The 15,565-nt window shown below is 62.8% G+C and carries 13 protein-coding genes; 5 read left to right on the top strand and 8 right to left on the bottom strand.

From position 1 onward, the window contains the following. Window positions 1–39 precede the first annotated feature (39 nt). On the bottom strand, window positions 40–1,437 hold the full coding sequence (locus ACWPVA_RS11705; RefSeq protein ID WP_454287856.1) for an FAD-binding oxidoreductase: 1,398 nt from the start codon (window positions 1,435–1,437) through the stop codon (window positions 40–42). Window positions 1,438–1,651: 214 nt separating this feature from the next. On the opposite strand from ACWPVA_RS11705, the gene ACWPVA_RS11700 reads away from it, so the two are divergent. The 5 genes from ACWPVA_RS11700 (at window position 1,652) to dmpG (ending at window position 6,490) form a co-directional block, all read left to right on the top strand. Then, window positions 1,652–2,659, top strand: a complete 1,008-nt coding sequence (locus tag ACWPVA_RS11700; protein WP_454287855.1) for a TRAP transporter substrate-binding protein — start codon at window positions 1,652–1,654, stop codon at window positions 2,657–2,659. 102 nt (window positions 2,660–2,761) lie between these two features. Further along, entirely contained in the window at window positions 2,762–3,244 is a 483-nt protein-coding gene (locus ACWPVA_RS11695) for a TRAP transporter small permease (protein WP_454287854.1), read from the top strand. Beyond that, a complete protein-coding gene (locus ACWPVA_RS11690) occupies window positions 3,241–4,524 on the top strand; it encodes a TRAP transporter large permease (RefSeq protein ID WP_454287853.1) in 1,284 nt (427 codons plus the stop codon). Before ACWPVA_RS11695 ends, ACWPVA_RS11690 begins: the two co-directional genes overlap by 4 nt. A 17-nt stretch (window positions 4,525–4,541) precedes the next feature. Beyond that, on the top strand, window positions 4,542–5,453 hold the full coding sequence (locus ACWPVA_RS11685; RefSeq protein ID WP_454287852.1) for an acetaldehyde dehydrogenase (acetylating): 912 nt from the start codon (window positions 4,542–4,544) through the stop codon (window positions 5,451–5,453). Window positions 5,454–5,464: 11 nt separating this feature from the next. After that, window positions 5,465–6,490, top strand: a complete 1,026-nt coding sequence (dmpG, locus tag ACWPVA_RS11680) for a 4-hydroxy-2-oxovalerate aldolase (RefSeq protein ID WP_454287851.1) — start codon at window positions 5,465–5,467, stop codon at window positions 6,488–6,490. A gap of 101 nt (window positions 6,491–6,591) precedes the next feature. On the opposite strand, the gene ACWPVA_RS11675 is transcribed toward dmpG, so the two are convergent. The 7 genes from ACWPVA_RS11675 to ACWPVA_RS11645 are packed head-to-tail and all read right to left on the bottom strand — an operon-like array spanning window position 6,592 to window position 15,510. Next, entirely contained in the window at window positions 6,592–7,563 is a 972-nt protein-coding gene (locus ACWPVA_RS11675) for an FAD:protein FMN transferase (protein ID WP_454287850.1), read from the bottom strand. After that, window positions 7,556–8,131 carry a nitrous oxide reductase accessory protein NosL gene (locus tag ACWPVA_RS11670; RefSeq protein ID WP_454287849.1) on the bottom strand — a complete coding sequence of 192 codons (576 nt, stop codon included), beginning with the start codon at window positions 8,129–8,131 and terminating at the stop codon, window positions 7,556–7,558. Before ACWPVA_RS11670 ends, ACWPVA_RS11675 begins: the two co-directional genes overlap by 8 nt. Further along, on the bottom strand, window positions 8,128–8,955 hold the full coding sequence (locus ACWPVA_RS11665; protein ID WP_454287848.1) for an ABC transporter permease: 828 nt from the start codon (window positions 8,953–8,955) through the stop codon (window positions 8,128–8,130). Before ACWPVA_RS11665 ends, ACWPVA_RS11670 begins: the two co-directional genes overlap by 4 nt. Beyond that, the gene (locus ACWPVA_RS11660) at window positions 8,952–9,866 is read right to left on the bottom strand and encodes an ABC transporter ATP-binding protein (protein ID WP_454287847.1); all 915 of its coding nucleotides are present in this window, start codon (window positions 9,864–9,866) and stop codon (window positions 8,952–8,954) included. Before ACWPVA_RS11660 ends, ACWPVA_RS11665 begins: the two co-directional genes overlap by 4 nt. After that, a complete protein-coding gene (locus tag ACWPVA_RS11655; protein WP_454287846.1) occupies window positions 9,863–11,203 on the bottom strand; it encodes a nitrous oxide reductase family maturation protein NosD in 1,341 nt (446 codons plus the stop codon). Before ACWPVA_RS11655 ends, ACWPVA_RS11660 begins: the two co-directional genes overlap by 4 nt. Window positions 11,204–11,235: 32 nt before the next feature. Then, entirely contained in the window at window positions 11,236–13,155 is a 1,920-nt protein-coding gene (nosZ, locus tag ACWPVA_RS11650) for a TAT-dependent nitrous-oxide reductase (protein ID WP_454287845.1), read from the bottom strand. Window positions 13,156–13,179: 24 nt separating this feature from the next. Next, window positions 13,180–15,510 (bottom strand): 4Fe-4S binding protein, encoded by a 2,331-nt coding sequence (locus tag ACWPVA_RS11645; protein WP_454287844.1) that lies wholly within the window; start codon window positions 15,508–15,510, stop codon window positions 13,180–13,182. Window positions 15,511–15,565 lie beyond the last annotated feature (55 nt).

Here is a 15,565-nt window from a genome sequence, read left to right as displayed (position 1 = left end):
CGATTCCAATTGGTCTCCGCCCCGCAAGTGGGGGAGGGCTCAGAGAACCTTGCCCGGATTGAGGATGCCCTTGGGATCAAGGCTCCTCTTCAGATGGCGCAGCATGGCCAGTTCGCTTTCCGAGCGGCTATAGGCGAGCCAGGGCTTCTTGTGCAGCCCGATCCCGTGCTCCGCCGAAACCGAACCACCATAGTTCCGGATGATCTCGTAGACCGTTCTCTCGATGCCGTGACCGGTGGGGTCGACATCGGTGATCGGGCCGGCGACCAGGTGAATATTGCTGTCGCCGGCATGGCCGAAGAAGATGACCTGGAGCGTGGGGAAGGCTGCTTCCAGTGCGGCGCGGATTTCGTCCACGCAGTCGCCGATGCGTGCGAGCGGCACGGAGACATCGAAATTGATGGTTGGCGCACGTCGGGACAGGATCTCGGCGACGCCGTCTCGCAGCGACCAGAAGGCCTCGACCTCCCTCTGTGACTGCGCCACGGCTGCATCGACCACGAGTTCAGCTTCGAAGGCCGTTTCCAGCATGGCCTCGAAAGCCGGGCGTTCGGCATCCGCATCGGCCCCCTGCATTTCGATCAGCGCATAGACGGCATGATCGGGCGTGACGGGCGCGCGTTGACCCGTTTCGGCCAGGACGGCGCGATAGTAGTCGTTCCACATCAGCTCAAAGGCGGTCACCCGTCCGGAGAGCACGCGCTGCGCATGACGCAGCAGCCCTGCGGCTGCCTCGAAATCGGCGACTGCAACCAGCGCGGCATTGGCCCCGCCGACGCCCGGATGAAGCTTGAGCACGGCGCGGGTAATCACGCCCAGCGTGCCTTCCGAGCCGATGAAGAGATGCTTCAGGTCCAGCGCGGCGTTGTTCTTCGGCATGCGGTTCATCATCGGCAGGATGGTTCCGTCAGCCAAAACGACCTCCAGCCCGAGAACGAGATCGCGCGTCATGCCGTAACGGATGACGCGATTGCCGCCGGCATTGGTGGCGATATTGCCGCCGATCTGGCAGGAGCCGCGCGCGCCGAGATCGAGCGGAAAGGAGAAGCCCGCGTCGAGCGCCGCCTCCTGGATGCGTTGCAGGATAGAGCCTGCGCCGACGACCATCAGGCCGGAGGCGGCGTCGATTTCCTCGATCTGGTCGAGCCCGGCAAGCGATAGCAGAACGCAGCCCTCGGATGGCACTGCACCGCCGGCAAGCCCAGAGCGGCCCCCTTGCGGCACGACGGGCGTATCGTAGTCATGGCAGAGCCGCATGACCGCCGCCACCGCACCGGTGTCACGGGGTGTCACAAGCGCAAGCGGTGTTCCGCCGCGCTCGTCGCTCCAGTCGCGAAGCGCTATCTCCGGGACGTCGGCACCGATTTTCAGGTTGTTTGCCCCGACCGCGCGCTCCAGCGCCGTGACGAGACCCAGCGTTGCTTTCTCCAGGTGCATGGGATCCTCCCGATCTATCCGCTCGCGGCACATCTGGAATAAAATTGCACATATTGCAAATTGATTTTACTATTTGACAAAAAAATCCCGCTCTGTTTATTTCGCTCCGCTGGGGGAGGACCGCAGGCACAGCCTTGCGTTCGGGTCCATTACAAGCCCGGCATGAGCCACTACGGAAACCGGGAGTGGTTTCCGCATCACAGGGAGGACAGAAATGTCGCTTACAAAAGCCGCCTACACCGTGCGCGCAGGCCTCGTTGCCGCATTCGCATCGGCCGCACTTTTCAGCACGGCCATTGCGGCCGAGCCGGAAATCAGCTTCCGCGCCGCCCATTCCTCGGCGCCGACATCCACCGGCCACAAGGCCTTCGAATTCCTCGACAAGGAACTGCGCGAAAAGTCCGGCGGCCGCATTGGCCTCGAGATCTTCCCGAATTCGCAGCTTGGCGGCGAGCGCGAGCTGGTCGAGAACATCCAGTTCGGCAATGTCGATCTGACGTTCGTATCGTCGGCGCCGGTTGCATCCTTTGCGCCGCAGTTCTTCGCCTTCGACGTACCCTTCCTCTTCAGTGACCGTCAGCAGGCCTATGCCGTGCTCGACGGCGACATCGGCAAGGAGATCCTCAAGTCGCTGGACGACAAGGGCATGGTCGGGCTCGCCTATTGGGAAAACGGTTTCCGTCAGCTGACCAACAACAAGAAGGAAATCCGCACGCCGGACGATCTCGCCGGCCTGAAGATGCGCACCATGGAAAACGAGGTGCATATCGCGGCATGGCGTGCCGAGGGTGCAAACCCCGCCCCGCTCGCCTTCAACGAGCTGTTCACCGCGCTCCAGCAGGGCACTTTCGATGCGCAGGAAGGCCCGATCAACCTCTTCTACGACATGAAGTTCAACGAGGTGCAGAAGTTCATCTCGAAGACCAACCACATCTATTCGCCTTGGCCGCTGCTTGCCAATCCGGACAAGCTGGCGAGCCTGAGCGCTGAAGACCGTGCGGTCTTCGACGAAGCGGTCAAGGCGGCCACCGACTACCAGCGCGGCCTGGCCAAGGAAGCCGACGACAAGGCCGAAGCCGCAATGACCGACGTGACCTTCACCACGCTGACGCCGGAAGAGCTGAAGGCTTTCTCCGACAAGGTCGTGCCGATCGTCGACCTGGTCAAGCAGAAGGCCGGTGCCGATCTCGTCGACCGCCTGTTGGCAGCCGCCGCCAAGTAAGCATCGTGCTTTGGGGCCCGGCGGACTGTCCGCCGGGCCCTATCGCCGGTTTTCGTGGAGCTGGCACCGCCAGATGTACCTGGTGAGGCGTGGGAGGAGTTCATGTTGAAACTCATTGACGAGCACTTCGAGGAAGCGATCGTCGTGGCCCTGATGGCCATGATGTCTGTCCTCATCGGAGTCCAGATTTTCATGCGCTACGTCATGGGAGCATCGCTCTCCTGGTCGGAGGAACTGGCGCGCTACTTCTTCATCTGGGCGACCTATATCGGCATAGCCTATGCGGTGCGTAAGGACGCGCATATCCGCGTGACCATGGGCACGGACCTGCTTCCGCCCGGCGTAAAGGTTTATGCCCGCGTCCTGACCCATTTGATCTTCGCCGCCTTCGCGCTCTTCGTCATGTACCAGGGCTGGTTCATGGTCGAGAAGACCTTCCGCTTCGGCCAGAAATCCGCCTCGCTGGGCATACCGATGGGCATCATCTACCTGGCACCCTTCACCGGCTTCCTGCTGGTGGTCCTGCGGCTCGTCCAGGCCATTGTGATCGACCTGCGCTCCGCCGGACGAGGAGCCGCCCGATGATTTCGCTGATCCTGTTCGGGCTTCTCGCCGTTCTTCTGCTGATCTCGGTTCCGATCGCCATATCGCTCGGCATCGCTTCGACCGTGGCCCTGATCGTTTCGGGCAAGGTGTCGGCTTCCTATGTGCCGCAAGGTCTCGTTACCTCGATCGACAGCTTCCCGTTGATGGCCGTTCCCTTCTTCATTCTCGCCGGCGACCTGATGGGGCAGGGCGGCCTGTCGCAGCGCCTCATCAATGTCGGCCGCATGTTCTTCGGCCGCTATACCGGCGGCATGGCGATCATCGCCGTCGTCACCTGCATCTTCTTCGCCGCCATTTCCGGTTCCGGTCCGGCGACGGTTGCCGCTGTTGGCGCGATCCTGCTGCCGGCCATGGCCAGGGACGGCTACAGGCCGAGCTTCTCGTCCGGTCTGGTTGCGTGCTCCGGCTCGCTCGGCGTCATCATTCCACCCTCCATCCCGATGGTCATCTATGCGACCTCCGCCAACGTCTCGGTGTCGAAGATGTTCATGGCCGGCGTGGTTCCGGGCCTGCTGATCGGGTTTGCGCTGATTGCCTATGCCTGGCTGCAGTCGAGGAAAGACGGCCAGAAGCCCGGCGACTACCGCCCGACCCGTCGCGAAATGCTGGCTGTGCTGAACGACGCCAAATGGGCGCTGATGGTCCCGGTCATCATTCTTGGCGGCATCTATGGTGGTGTCTTCACGCCGACCGAAGCCGCCGCCGTCGGCGTGATCTACGGCCTTGTGGTGGGCACTCTCGTCTATCGCGAGCTCAAGCTCAAGGATCTCTACAAGATCTTCGCCGGGTCTGCGCTGACGTCCGCGACTATCATGCTGATTGTCGGCACGGCGACCATTTTCGGCCGGGCGCTGGCGATCGAAGGCGTGCCGGTCATGCTGGCCGATTTCATCACCTCGGCCGTCGATCAGGCCTGGCTGCTGCTTCTCGCCATCAACCTGATCCTGCTGATCGTCGGCACCTTCATGGAAACGATCGCAGCGATCATCATCCTGACGCCGATCCTCCTGCCGCTCGTCACCGCGCTCGGGATCAGCGCCGAACACTTCGGCATCGTGATGATCGTCAACCTTGCCATCGGCATGATCACCCCGCCCGTCGGTGTCAATCTCTTCGTCGCCTCGCGCGTCTCGGGTCTGACACTGGAGACTGTCGTCAGGGGTGCGATCACGCCGATGTTCGTCATGATCGCCGTGCTGTTGATCATCACCTATGTGCCAGCGGTCTCTCTGGCGCTGCCCGCCTTCTTCGGCATGTAATGTAAAGGATACCCAAAATGAGCAGTAAACTCAGGGCGGTCATCATCGGGCCTGGAAATATCGGCACCGATCTCCTGATGAAGATGAAGCGATCCGAATGGGTCGAGCCCGTCTGGATGGTGGGGATCGATCCCACTTCCGAGGGCCTCAAGCGCGCCGCCGACATGGGCGTCAAGACCTGCGCCACCGGCGTTGACGGTGTTCTCGACCAGATCATCGCCGATGACATCCGGGTCGCCTTCGACGCCACTTCGGCCTACGCCCATGCGGAGAACTCTCGCAAGCTCAACGAACTCGGCGTGATCATGGTCGACCTCACGCCGGCGGCCATCGGTCCGTTCTGCATTCCGCCGGTCAACCTTGCGGATCACGCCAAGAAGCTCGAGATGAACGTCAATATGGTCACCTGCGGCGGCCAGGCCACTATCCCGATGGTGGCCGCGGTCTCGCGCGTGCAGCCGGTCGAATACGGCGAGATCGTCGCTGCGGTTTCGTCGCGTTCCGTCGGTCCCGGCACGCGCAAGAACATCGACGAGTTCACCCGCACGACTGCTTCTGCCATCGAGAAGGTGGGTGGCGCCAAGCGCGGCAAGGCAATCATTATCGTCAATCCGGCCGAACCGCCGCTCTTGATGCGCGATACGGTCCATGTGCTGACCGAAGGCGAGCCCGACCAGGCCGCGATCACCGAGAGCGTCAAGGCCATGGTGGCCGAGGTGCAAAAATACGTGCCCGGCTACAAGCTGGTCAACGGCCCGGTGTTCGACGGCAAGCGTGTGACGATCTACCTCGAGGTCGAGGGCCTCGGCGACTTCCTGCCGAAATATGCCGGCAACCTCGACATCATGACAGCGGCTGCCCTTCGCACCGCTGAACTATTCGCCCAGGAGGCCGCCAACGGCGTCGTCACCCTGCCGGCGCGCGGCTGAGGAGAGAAATCATGAGCATTGAAGGTCGCAAGATCACCCTTCACGAGATGAGCCTGCGCGACGGCATGCATGCCAAGCGCCATCAGATCTCGACCGACCAGATGGTCGCCATCGCCACGGCCGCCGACGAGGCGGGCATGCCCTGGATCGAGGTAACCCACGGCGACGGCCTCGGCGGCGCTTCGGTGAACTACGGCTTTGCCGCCCATACCGATGCCGAGTATCTGAGCGCTGTCGTGCCGAAGATGAAGAATGCCAAGGTCTCGGCCCTGCTGCTACCGGGCATCGGCACGGTCGACACGCTGAAGGAGGCGATCGACTGTGGTATTTCCGGTGTGCGGGTTGCCACCCATTGCACGGAAGCCGATTGCGCCGAGCAGCACATCACTTATGCAGCCAAGACCGGTCTCGACACGGTCGGTTTCCTGATGATGTCTCACCGCGCCGGCCCTGAGAAGCTGGTCGAGCAGGCGCTTCTGATGGAAAGCTATGGCGCCAACTGCGTCTACTGCACCGATTCCGCCGGCCATATGCTGCCGGACGACGTGACGGCACGCATCACCGCGATCCGGGCGGCGCTGAAGCCCGAGACCGAGCTCGGCTTCCACGGCCACCACAATCTCGGCATGGGCATCGCCAATTCGGTGGCGGCCGTTGCGGCCGGCGCCAACCGCATTGACGGCGCGATCGCCGGCCTCGGGGCGGGTGCGGGCAATGCCGCGACCGAACTTCTGGTCGCCGTGTTCGAGCGCATGGGCGCCGTAACCGGCGTCGATCTGTTCAAGATCATGGACGTCGCCGAGGACATCGTCGTTCCGATGATGGACCGGCCGATCCGCGTCGATCGCGGTTCGCTGGTTCTCGGTTATGCCGGCGTCTATTCCTCATTCCTGCTGTTTGCCGAGCGCGCCGAGAAGCGCTACGGCGTTCCGGCGCGCGACCTGCTGCTGGAACTCGGCCGCCGCGGCATGGTCGGTGGTCAGGAAGACATGATCGAGGACCTGGCGCTGACGATGTCGCGGGCGCTGAAAGGCTGATAGCGGCCTTCGCAAGAAACAAGAAGAGAGGGACGGCCGGTGGCCGTCCCTCATCTTTTCAGCAACACGCGATCCCGCACCGCGTCGACCGGAATAAGCGCCTAAGCGACCGTCAGGTCGATGGCGAGATCCGGTTGACGCGCGAGAACCATATCGATCCGCGCGCGGTCCATGAGGCTGAAGGCCGTGGAATAGGCGTCAGCCCGTGTTGCGTCGGGTGCGATGACGCTCACGCGGCGGTAAAGTGGCGGGACACTACCGCGGCGGGGATCGAGAATATGGCTGAAGCGCCCGGCCGGGTCGAAGCGGAAGCCGGAGAAGGCGGACGTTGCGACCGCCTTGTTGAAGAGCGGCAGCACCGTCTCGGCCGCTGCATCCGACTGGGTCTCTGCAACGCCGACCCGCCAGGGCGAGCCGTCGGGCTGCCCGCCAATTGCCCGGGTCTCCCCCATGTCGACAAGACTGCTTTCGATCCCGGCGTCACGCAAAAGGGCGACGACCTGATCTGTGACATAACCCTGGGCGATGCCGTTAAGCGTCAGCGCCATGCCGGGTTTGGCAAAGGCGATCCTGTCTGGATTGACGAGCACCTCATTGAAGCCTGTGAGGGCAAGGGCCTGTTCCAGCTCTTCGGCGGACGGGCCGGATGCCATCGCTTCGGAGCGGGCGAAATGACGGGCGTAAAGGGCAAATAGCGGCTGCACCGAAGGATCGAAGACGCCGTCGGTCGCCTCCCAGGCGTTCCTGCCGGCGTCAAGTACGGCGACCAGCTCCGGCGGAGGCATTGCCAGCGCCCCCCGTCGATTGAGCTCGCTGAGGGCCGAACTCTCGCGATAGAGGCTGAACACCGATTCCAGCCGATCGACCTCGGCGACGACGCGTCGGATCAGCATTTCCGCCTTCGGCCGATCGGGATGATTGAGGATGAGCGTTGTCGGCGCGCCGAGCGCCTGACCCTTCCAGATGGTCGGCTCCACAGCTGCGAACGCCGTTCCGCCGAAAGGAATGAGCGGCAGGCCCGCAGTAGCAGCCATGATGCAGATCGCGCGGCGGCGTGTGATGGAGTTAGCCATGTTCGTGTCCCTCTGCGTCTGCGCTGGTGGCCGGCGGATCGAATGCGGAAGCGTCCGCTGGCGTTCCGTCCCCCGAACCGAGAATGTAGTCCTGGGGCATATCGTCGAAACGGACCAGACGGCCGCCGTGTTTCTCGGCGAACGCCCGGGCATCAGCCTCGCTGGAGAAGGGGACAGCCTCCTCGGTGCCCATTCCGCCGCGCTGAGTGCTTCCAATCACATAGAAGGCCTTCTTGGCATCGACCCAGTTTTCTGCGCCAGGCTCGTCCCAGCTTTGTGCCTTGCTCATGTCGGAGACGTAGATCGCGGCGATGTCGCGCGGTTCTTCCGGCAGCATGGTGAAGGCGATCGTGTCGCGCGCCGAGGAGAACCAGATGGCCTCGGGGATATGCTGCAGGATGACCTGTCCCTTGGGACCGGCATGTTCCAGCACGTTCATTCCGCAATAGCGGCCCATGGCCTCTTCTGTGAGCGCGAAGGGCGGCGGCATGGCGGCCTCCTCCTTGCCGTTGCAGGCCGAAAGCAGGAGCGAGGCGGCAAGTACGCCGATGGTGATGGAAAGTCTCATACTTCCCTCCTTGAAAAGATGACGGTGGCGCAGCCGAGCGGCACGATCGTCCAGAGCAGGAGCGCGGTGATCAGCACCGGTGCCTTGAGCCCCGTATGAGCCGCAATGCCTCCCATGCCGGAAAGTGCCCCGGCGTTTCCGGATCCCAGATTGAGCAGCCGGTAGACGTCGGTCGGATTGGCGACGAGCAGAAGATCGAGAACCAGGGCCGGTACGGCGCGACCCTGGGCCGCTACAAGTCCGCCGAGCAGAGCCATGTCGTAGATCAGCACGAAGAACAGCCAGATGCCGATGGCGATGCCGCCCGCTGTGCTGCGCTCGCTCACCAGCGTACTCGTTAGGTAGCCGATGGCAAGGAAAACGGCGCCGAGCAGGACGGATGAGCCGACCATGGACACAAAGGCGCGCCAGCTGTCGGTCGCGATTTCGGTGCCCGTCACGGTCAGGACCGCGACTGCCGCACCATAGCCGATTGCGGTAGCAAAGGCGAGGATTGCCAGATGGCCGAGAAACTTGCCGAAGATCACCTCGGCTCGGCTGATCGGATAGCTCAGCAGCAGAAGCAGGGTGCCGCGTTCCGATTCACCGACGATCGCATCATGCGACAAAAGCAGCGCGATCAGCGGAACGAGAAAAATGGTCAGGCTCGACAGGCTGACGATCACCACGTCGAGGCGATTGACGCCGACATTGCCGGTGGGGGCGCTGCCAAGCAGGGACAAGGTGAGTGCGAGTGCCGCAAGCAGCAGGGTGGTCGCCAGGACCCAGCGATTGCGCAGGCCCTCCTGGATTTCCTTGCGGGCGATGATGAGGATATTCGTCATTTTGGCGACTGCCCTTTGAGAAAATGCGCATAGAGCTCGTCGAGCGTCGGTTCTGTGACCGTCAGCGCCGCGAGCAGGGACGGGTTGGCCGTCATGTCGTGGAGCAGGGCGATCTTGTCCTCCGGCGCCACGTTGGCCTCGAAAAGTCCGCTTGCCGTCCGCTTCCAGTTGGTGCCTCCCCAGGTCCAGCCAGGAGCCGCATCGTCAGCGGACAGCCTGACGCCGATGCGGGTCGGCAGTCGGGCGATGTGGCGCAATTCGTCCAGCGTGCCGTCGGCGATCTTGATGCCGCGATCGACGATAATGACGCGATCGGCCCGGTCCTCGAGCTCGGTCAGCGCATGCGATGACAGAAGCACCGTCGCGCCGGCGGCGCGCAGATCGGTGATCAGGTCGTAGAAGTTGCGGCGAAGTGCCGGGTCGAGGCCGCTGGTCGGCTCGTCGAGCAGCAGGACACGCGGTTCGCCGAGCAGCGCCTGGGCAAGGCCGAGGCGCTGGCGCATGCCCTTGGAATAGGTGCGCACCGGCCGGTCGGCCGCTTCCTGCGCCAGGCCGACGCGCTCGAACAGGGCGTCGGCGGAAGAAAGCGTCACGCGCTTGAGGCGGGCATAAAAGGAAAGTGTCTCGCGCCCGGTCAGCGCCATGTGGAAGGACACGCTTTCCGGCAGGTAGCCCAGCCGCTGGCGAACATGGAAATCGCCGCGCGCCGGGTCTTCACCGAGCACGCTGATGGTCCCGGTGGTCGGACGGATCAGACCGAGCATGAGCTTGATCAGCGTCGTCTTTCCCGCGCCATTATGGCCGACGAGCGCAATAGTCTCGCCGGCATTGAGGGTGAAGCTCACGTCCTTCACCGCCTGAACTGCGCCATAGCGTTTGGAAACGCCGGCGGTACTCACAGTCGCCGTCATTGAAATGCTTTCTTCGGCGCGATGGGCGCCATCAAGGGATGGTTGTCGACCACACCACCGGGCAGGAGAGCTGGGAACTGGGCCTGGGCCCAGCGGATCACCTGGACGGCCGGGCTCGACATCAGGATCTTGGCTTGCGGCGAGGTCCACAGCACCTGGTCGATCAGGTCGTTCGGTCGGTAGGGATTGTCGGCAATGCCGTCACCGTCGAGGTCGAAGGCCGGATTGTCGCTCCAATAATTGCCACGGCCCTCATCCGACCAGTCGAGATAACGCGTTCCGACATATTTGACCTGATTGCGGTTGTTGATGAAGGCATTGCCGCTCATGCGGTTGCCCTCGGAGCCAGCGGTGAAATGGATGCCGATGGCGCAGTTCTCGAAGCTGTTGTCCATGAACCGATTGCGGTTGGCATTGTAGAGGAAGACGCATTTTTCCGGCCCGAGACGCTGGTCCCCGACGACGGCCGCGTCTGTGCCATCGGATGCTGGAACGCCGTGCTCGCCGGTCTGTTGCCCGGCCGAGAGCCAACGATCGACAGGTTGCATCCGTCCGATCACCACGTTGCCGTGGATATCCGAACCGTTGGCCGAGTTGATCAGGAGCCCGTGGTCGCGGTCGCCGTCGGAAATATTGCCGGTGATCTTCAGCCGGTTGGAAAACATGATCGCATAGCCGACCGAATTGCCGGTCGAGACATTGTCGCTGATTTCGCTGTCGTTGGTATACATGTAATGGATGGCGAAACGCAGATCGGAGAAGCGGTTGCCGCTGAAGACATTGTTCTTGCTTGCCGTCGTCGCAATGCCGTCACGGCCGAAGCGGATGTCGTTGCCGATCACCTTGGCGCCTGGCGCGTTCCAGATGGTGACGCCGCTGCCGGCCTGGCTCATGCGGCCGGACTTCAGACCGACGACGCGGTTGTTGCGGGCGATCGAATCAACCGCGCCGTAGAGATAGATGCCGAACATGTTGTCGGTAACAGTATTGTCCTCGATGATTGCTCCGGTCGCTTCCTTGGCGGCATAAATGCCGGAATCGCGCAAGGTCAGGTCACGGCCAGAGCCGGTCACCGAAAGGCCCCTCACGGTGACGCCGGGCGAGGCAATCGTCACCACGCTGCCCTTACCATTGCCGATCACAGTCGCGCCCGGCTTGCCGGCCAGCACGAGCGGCTTGTCGATGGTGATTGGACCGGCATATTCGCCCGGCTCGAGGGTGAGCACGTCGCCTGGCGCCGCCTGGGCGACAACCTCCTGCAATGCTGGGCCGACCGGCGAAACGATAAGCTCCGCCGCCGCTGCCATGGCTGGAATGGCGGCCAGGACGGCCGCCATTCCAAGTCTTTTCGTCATTGGACGAAGGATCATCATGCCGCCTTCGGTTCGACGAACATTCGGCCCTTCATCTCCATGTGCATTGCATGGCAGAACCACGAGCAGTAGTACCACCAGACACCCGGCTTGTTGGCCTTGAAGGTGACGGAGGCGGTGGCCTGCGGACCGACTTCCATGTTGACGCCATAGTTGATGATGGCGAAGCCGTGGGTCAGGTCTTCCACTTCGTCGATATTGGTGACGTAGACGGTGACTTCGTCGCCCTGCTTGACCTGGAAGCTCTCCAGGCCAAAGGCCGGCGCGACCGAGGTCATGTAGACGCGGACCTTGTCTCCGTCACGGATGACGGTGCTGTCGCTCATCAGGTCGACGCCGTCGGCTGCAGCCTGGGTAACCGCATCGGCGAAGAACGGGTCGTTGCGATCCCACACATGCACCGGATTGATCTTCGAAGAATGGACGATGGTGGCGTCATGCGGCTCGGCAAAGGACGGGCCGTCGTGCACGATGACCATCTCGTCGCCCGAGATGTCGATCAACTGGTCGTTCTCCGGCTTCAGCGGACCGACGTTGAGATAGCGGTCCTTGGAGAACTTGTTGAGCGAAACGAGCCACTTGCCATCGGCTTCCTTGGTCTGGCCCATGGACGTGTGGTTATGGCCCGGCTGGTAGTGCACGTCGAGCTTCTGGCGGATCGGGTCAACCTTCTCGCCGGCGAACGCCTTCTTGGCGTCCTCGATGTTCCACTTGCAGACCTGGCTGTCGATGAACAGCGTCGTATAGGCATTGCCCTTGCCGTCATAGGCGGTGTGCAACGGACCGAGGCCGAGTTCCGGCTCGGCGACGACGCAGTCGCGCGGCTCGATCTCATCGTCGAACAGGTCGTCGAACTTGCGCACGTCGAACACCGTGACGGTCGGCGACAGCTTGCCGTTGGCAACGACGTGTATGCCGTCCGGGGCGGTGTTGATGCCGTGCGGGCTGTTTGCCACAGGGATATAGCGGGTATAGGGCGAGCCGTGACGGCCGTCGATGACCGGAACGCCACCCATTTCCTTGAAGTCACCCTTTGCAACAGCTTCCTCGATCCGCTTCAGATTGAAGACGACGATCCAGTCCTGTTCGTTGCCCATCATCTCGGCGAGAGTGACGCCTTCCTCGGAGTTGTAGCAGGTGGCGAAGGCATATTTGCCCTGATAGTCGCAATCGACGTTGTCGAGGTTGCCGTCGATCATCACCTGCCAGGCGACCTTCATCTCTTCGCCGTCCACGGCGGTGAAGATGGCGTGATACTGCTTGTGGTCATCGAGGATCTTGCCGTCGTTCGGGATCGGCACGCGGTCTTCACCATTGCAGAAGACATAGCCGGTCTTCGGATATTTCTGCACGCGCAGGCCGTGGACCGTATGCTGGTTCGGCAGCTGGATGATCTTGTCGCATTTCATCACATCGAGGCGGATGCGGCAGACGCGGGTATTCGCCTTGTCGTTGGCATAGAGATAACGGCCGTCATAGGTGCCGTCGGTGAAGGACGGATGCGGGTGATGCAGGTCGCCGTTCATGAAGACGCCGCCGCGATCCGCCATGAATTCGCGGTCTTCCGGCAACATGCCTTCGCTCAGGATCTTGAGGCTTTCGTTGGTCTGGCCCCAGCCCGTCGCGCTGCAACGGTTGAAGACCGGGATGCGCATCAGTTCGCGCATCGACGGCAGGCCAACGACGCGGACTTCGCCCGACTGCCCACTGGAGAAGAAGGTGTAGTATTCGTCAAGTTCGCCCGGCTTGACCTCGTAACTGTGGCCGTCGGCACCTTGAGCCGCAGCCGGTGTTGCCGAGCCCCCGGTAAGGCTGATCGCCCCGCCGACGGTCGCCGCCCCCGCCGCAGCCACGAATGCCGTGGATCCCAGCATCTGGCGCCTGTTCAAGCGCACCTTGTTTTCTTCGTTTGACATGATTGCCTCTCCTTGGCTGGTTGGTTACGCAGTCTGTTCCGACGCGCCATCGGCTTTGCCGATCGGAGCGCCATTGTGGGTCACGGCGACCTTGGCCTTGGCCTCGCCTCTCGAGGCCGGCGTCGAAAGTGCCGTGAATTTCTCCCGCTTCAGGCGCACCTGGATCATGTGCGGACAGCGGTGGTCGTCGTGGTAGAGTTCCTGGCAGTGCATGCAGTAAATGCACTCGTTGACATTGATCTGCCCCTCCGGATGGATCGACTGGACGGGACATTCCTTGGCGCAGCGCTGGCAGGGCGAACCGCATTCGGGATAGCGCTTCAGCCATTCGAACATCCGGATACGGCCGGGGATGGCGAGTGCCGCGCCGAGCGGGCAGAGATAGCGGCAATAGAAGCGCTCGATGAAAAGACCGGCCGCCAGCATGGTCAGCGCGAAGATGACGAAAGGCCATTCGCGAGCGAATTTCAGGACGATCGCGGTCTTGAACGGCTCGACCTCGGCAAACATCTCGGCGAGCGCCAGCGAATAGAGCGACAGGCCGAACAAGCCCAGGAAGATCATGTACTTGATGGGCCAGAGGCGTTCATGCAGCCCCCAGGGCAGGCGGATCTGCGGCACCTTCAGCCACTGGGCGATATTGTTCGTCAGTTCCTGCAGCGCGCCGAACGGGCAGAGCCAGCCGCAGAACGGTCCGCGGCCCCAGAACAGCAGTCCGGCGGCAACCGCGGCCCACAGGATGAAGATCAGCGGCGCGGACAGGAAGAATTCCCAGTTGAAGCCGGTCATCAGCGAATTGGCGAAGGTCAGCACGTTGACCACCGAGAGCTGGGCATTGGCATACCAGCCGAGCCAGACGAGCGCGAACAGCAGATAGCCGCGGCGAACCCAGGCAAACAGCGCCGGGCGCTTCACCAGCCAGTCCTGGAAAAAGAAGATAGCGGTCAGCACGAGGAGCGCGGCAATGGTGATGCCGATATTGATGCGGTTCATGTCCCATATGCGCATCCAAAGCGGCTGGCCGTCGGCGATCTGCTGGTCCGTCAGCATGTCGCTGCCCGGGCCCGGTATATGTGCGGCACCCGGTGCCGGAGCGGCCGCTGGCGGCGGCGCGGCTGGCGCCGGCTGCTGCTCGATGGTCACATAGCTGTCCGGCAGGATGTAGGAGAGATTATAGGGCAGGACCGATTTGTTGCGCCCCTCGGCGCTGCGCTGCACCAGCATCTGCAGTTCGAACGGTTGGGTGACGTCGAAGGCGAATTCGGACGGCACCACGAACAGCGCGATTTCGCGCAGACGCGGCGCGCCGTCGGCGGCAAGTGCGGGAATGCGGGTGTGGTCCCGGTCGCGGAAGCGCACGCCCTGACCGCTCTGCAGGAGTTCGATGCGGTCGAAGATGCCGCCGCGCACATAGCCCGAGCCCTTGAATGAATAGGCCCCGTCGCCGGCGACGAGAATGGCGGACTGGCCCGGCTTAAGCTTGCCGGCCAGCCGGTCATAGGCGGCATCGCCCAGCAGGGTCCGGCCGATGGTCGGAACGCTGACGGGGGCCAGATAGAGATCGATGAAGCGGTCCTCCGGGTTCTTCGTCTCCGGCTTGTCGGCGGCAACCGTCTGCCCAGCCTCACGGAAGGCCTCCGAAACCTCGCCGACGGTCATGCGAAGGCTGCGCACCGAGCCGTCGCCAAGCAGGGTCTGCCAATCGCTCGTCTCGGTCTTCGACAGGTCGAGCTTGCGAATCTCGGTGATGGGAGCAACGCCCGTCGCCAGTTCAACGCCGAGTCGATTGGAGCGAATGAGCTGCACCGCGGCGCGCGACACGCTGTCGCCCATGACCAGCACGGTGACCGTCGCACCGCTCACGATATCCACCTGCGGCGGGCGCTCCGCCCCCGAGGCGACGCGCCCCATGTCCTTGTCGATCAGGGCGTTCATGGAGGCGACGACCTTTTCCTCCGGTATGCCGATCAGGACGATCGGCTCCTTGTGGTCGACCAGCTTGAAACCGCGGATCACGCCATTGAGATCGATGCCGACGACGATATGGATCGGTTTGCCCGAATAGCCGATGGAACTGGAGAAGTCGGAGTTGAGATAGGCATAGCCCAGGAGATCGTCGCCGCGCATGACCGGCGCGATCGGCGGATCACCACTGAGTTCGCCGAATTGGTCCGCTCCGTCGAACAGGTCGCCGGGCTCGACCTTTTCCAGAAAGCTGGCAAGCTGACCGGCGGCGTGGCCCGGGGATGCAAAGGAAGCAAGCGCCAGGAGGATGATGGCCAGGGTAGCGAAGAGGGTGAAAAGCGGGGCTGGAAGCCGGTGGCTGCGGTGCTGGACTGTCGCGCTCTTTATCATCGGCCTCGTCTTTTTCTGAAAATCGCTTGTCGCTGTAACGCCGTGTTTATTCAGC

This window comes from Rhizobium arsenicireducens, assembly GCF_964021225.1.
Note: the sequence above shows the minus strand (reverse complement) of the source record. Positions and strands in the feature narration are given on the sequence as shown.

Coding starts and splice junctions, on each gene's coding strand:
- ACWPVA_RS11705 (WP_454287856.1), bottom strand. CDS start 1,437: ATGCACCTGGAGAAAGCAACGCTGGGTCTCGTCACGGCGCTGGAGCGC.
- ACWPVA_RS11700 (WP_454287855.1), top strand. CDS start 1,652: ATGTCGCTTACAAAAGCCGCCTACACCGTGCGCGCAGGCCTCGTTGCC.
- ACWPVA_RS11695 (WP_454287854.1), top strand. CDS start 2,762: ATGTTGAAACTCATTGACGAGCACTTCGAGGAAGCGATCGTCGTGGCC.
- ACWPVA_RS11690 (WP_454287853.1), top strand. CDS start 3,241: ATGATTTCGCTGATCCTGTTCGGGCTTCTCGCCGTTCTTCTGCTGATC.
- ACWPVA_RS11685 (WP_454287852.1), top strand. CDS start 4,542: ATGAGCAGTAAACTCAGGGCGGTCATCATCGGGCCTGGAAATATCGGC.
- dmpG (WP_454287851.1), top strand. CDS start 5,465: ATGAGCATTGAAGGTCGCAAGATCACCCTTCACGAGATGAGCCTGCGC.
- ACWPVA_RS11675 (WP_454287850.1), bottom strand. CDS start 7,563: ATGGCTAACTCCATCACACGCCGCCGCGCGATCTGCATCATGGCTGCT.
- ACWPVA_RS11670 (WP_454287849.1), bottom strand. CDS start 8,131: ATGAGACTTTCCATCACCATCGGCGTACTTGCCGCCTCGCTCCTGCTT.
- ACWPVA_RS11665 (WP_454287848.1), bottom strand. CDS start 8,955: ATGACGAATATCCTCATCATCGCCCGCAAGGAAATCCAGGAGGGCCTG.
- ACWPVA_RS11660 (WP_454287847.1), bottom strand. CDS start 9,866: ATGACGGCGACTGTGAGTACCGCCGGCGTTTCCAAACGCTATGGCGCA.
- ACWPVA_RS11655 (WP_454287846.1), bottom strand. CDS start 11,203: ATGGCGGCCGTCCTGGCCGCCATTCCAGCCATGGCAGCGGCGGCGGAG.
- nosZ (WP_454287845.1), bottom strand. CDS start 13,155: ATGTCAAACGAAGAAAACAAGGTGCGCTTGAACAGGCGCCAGATGCTG.
- ACWPVA_RS11645 (WP_454287844.1), bottom strand. CDS start 15,510: ATGATAAAGAGCGCGACAGTCCAGCACCGCAGCCACCGGCTTCCAGCC.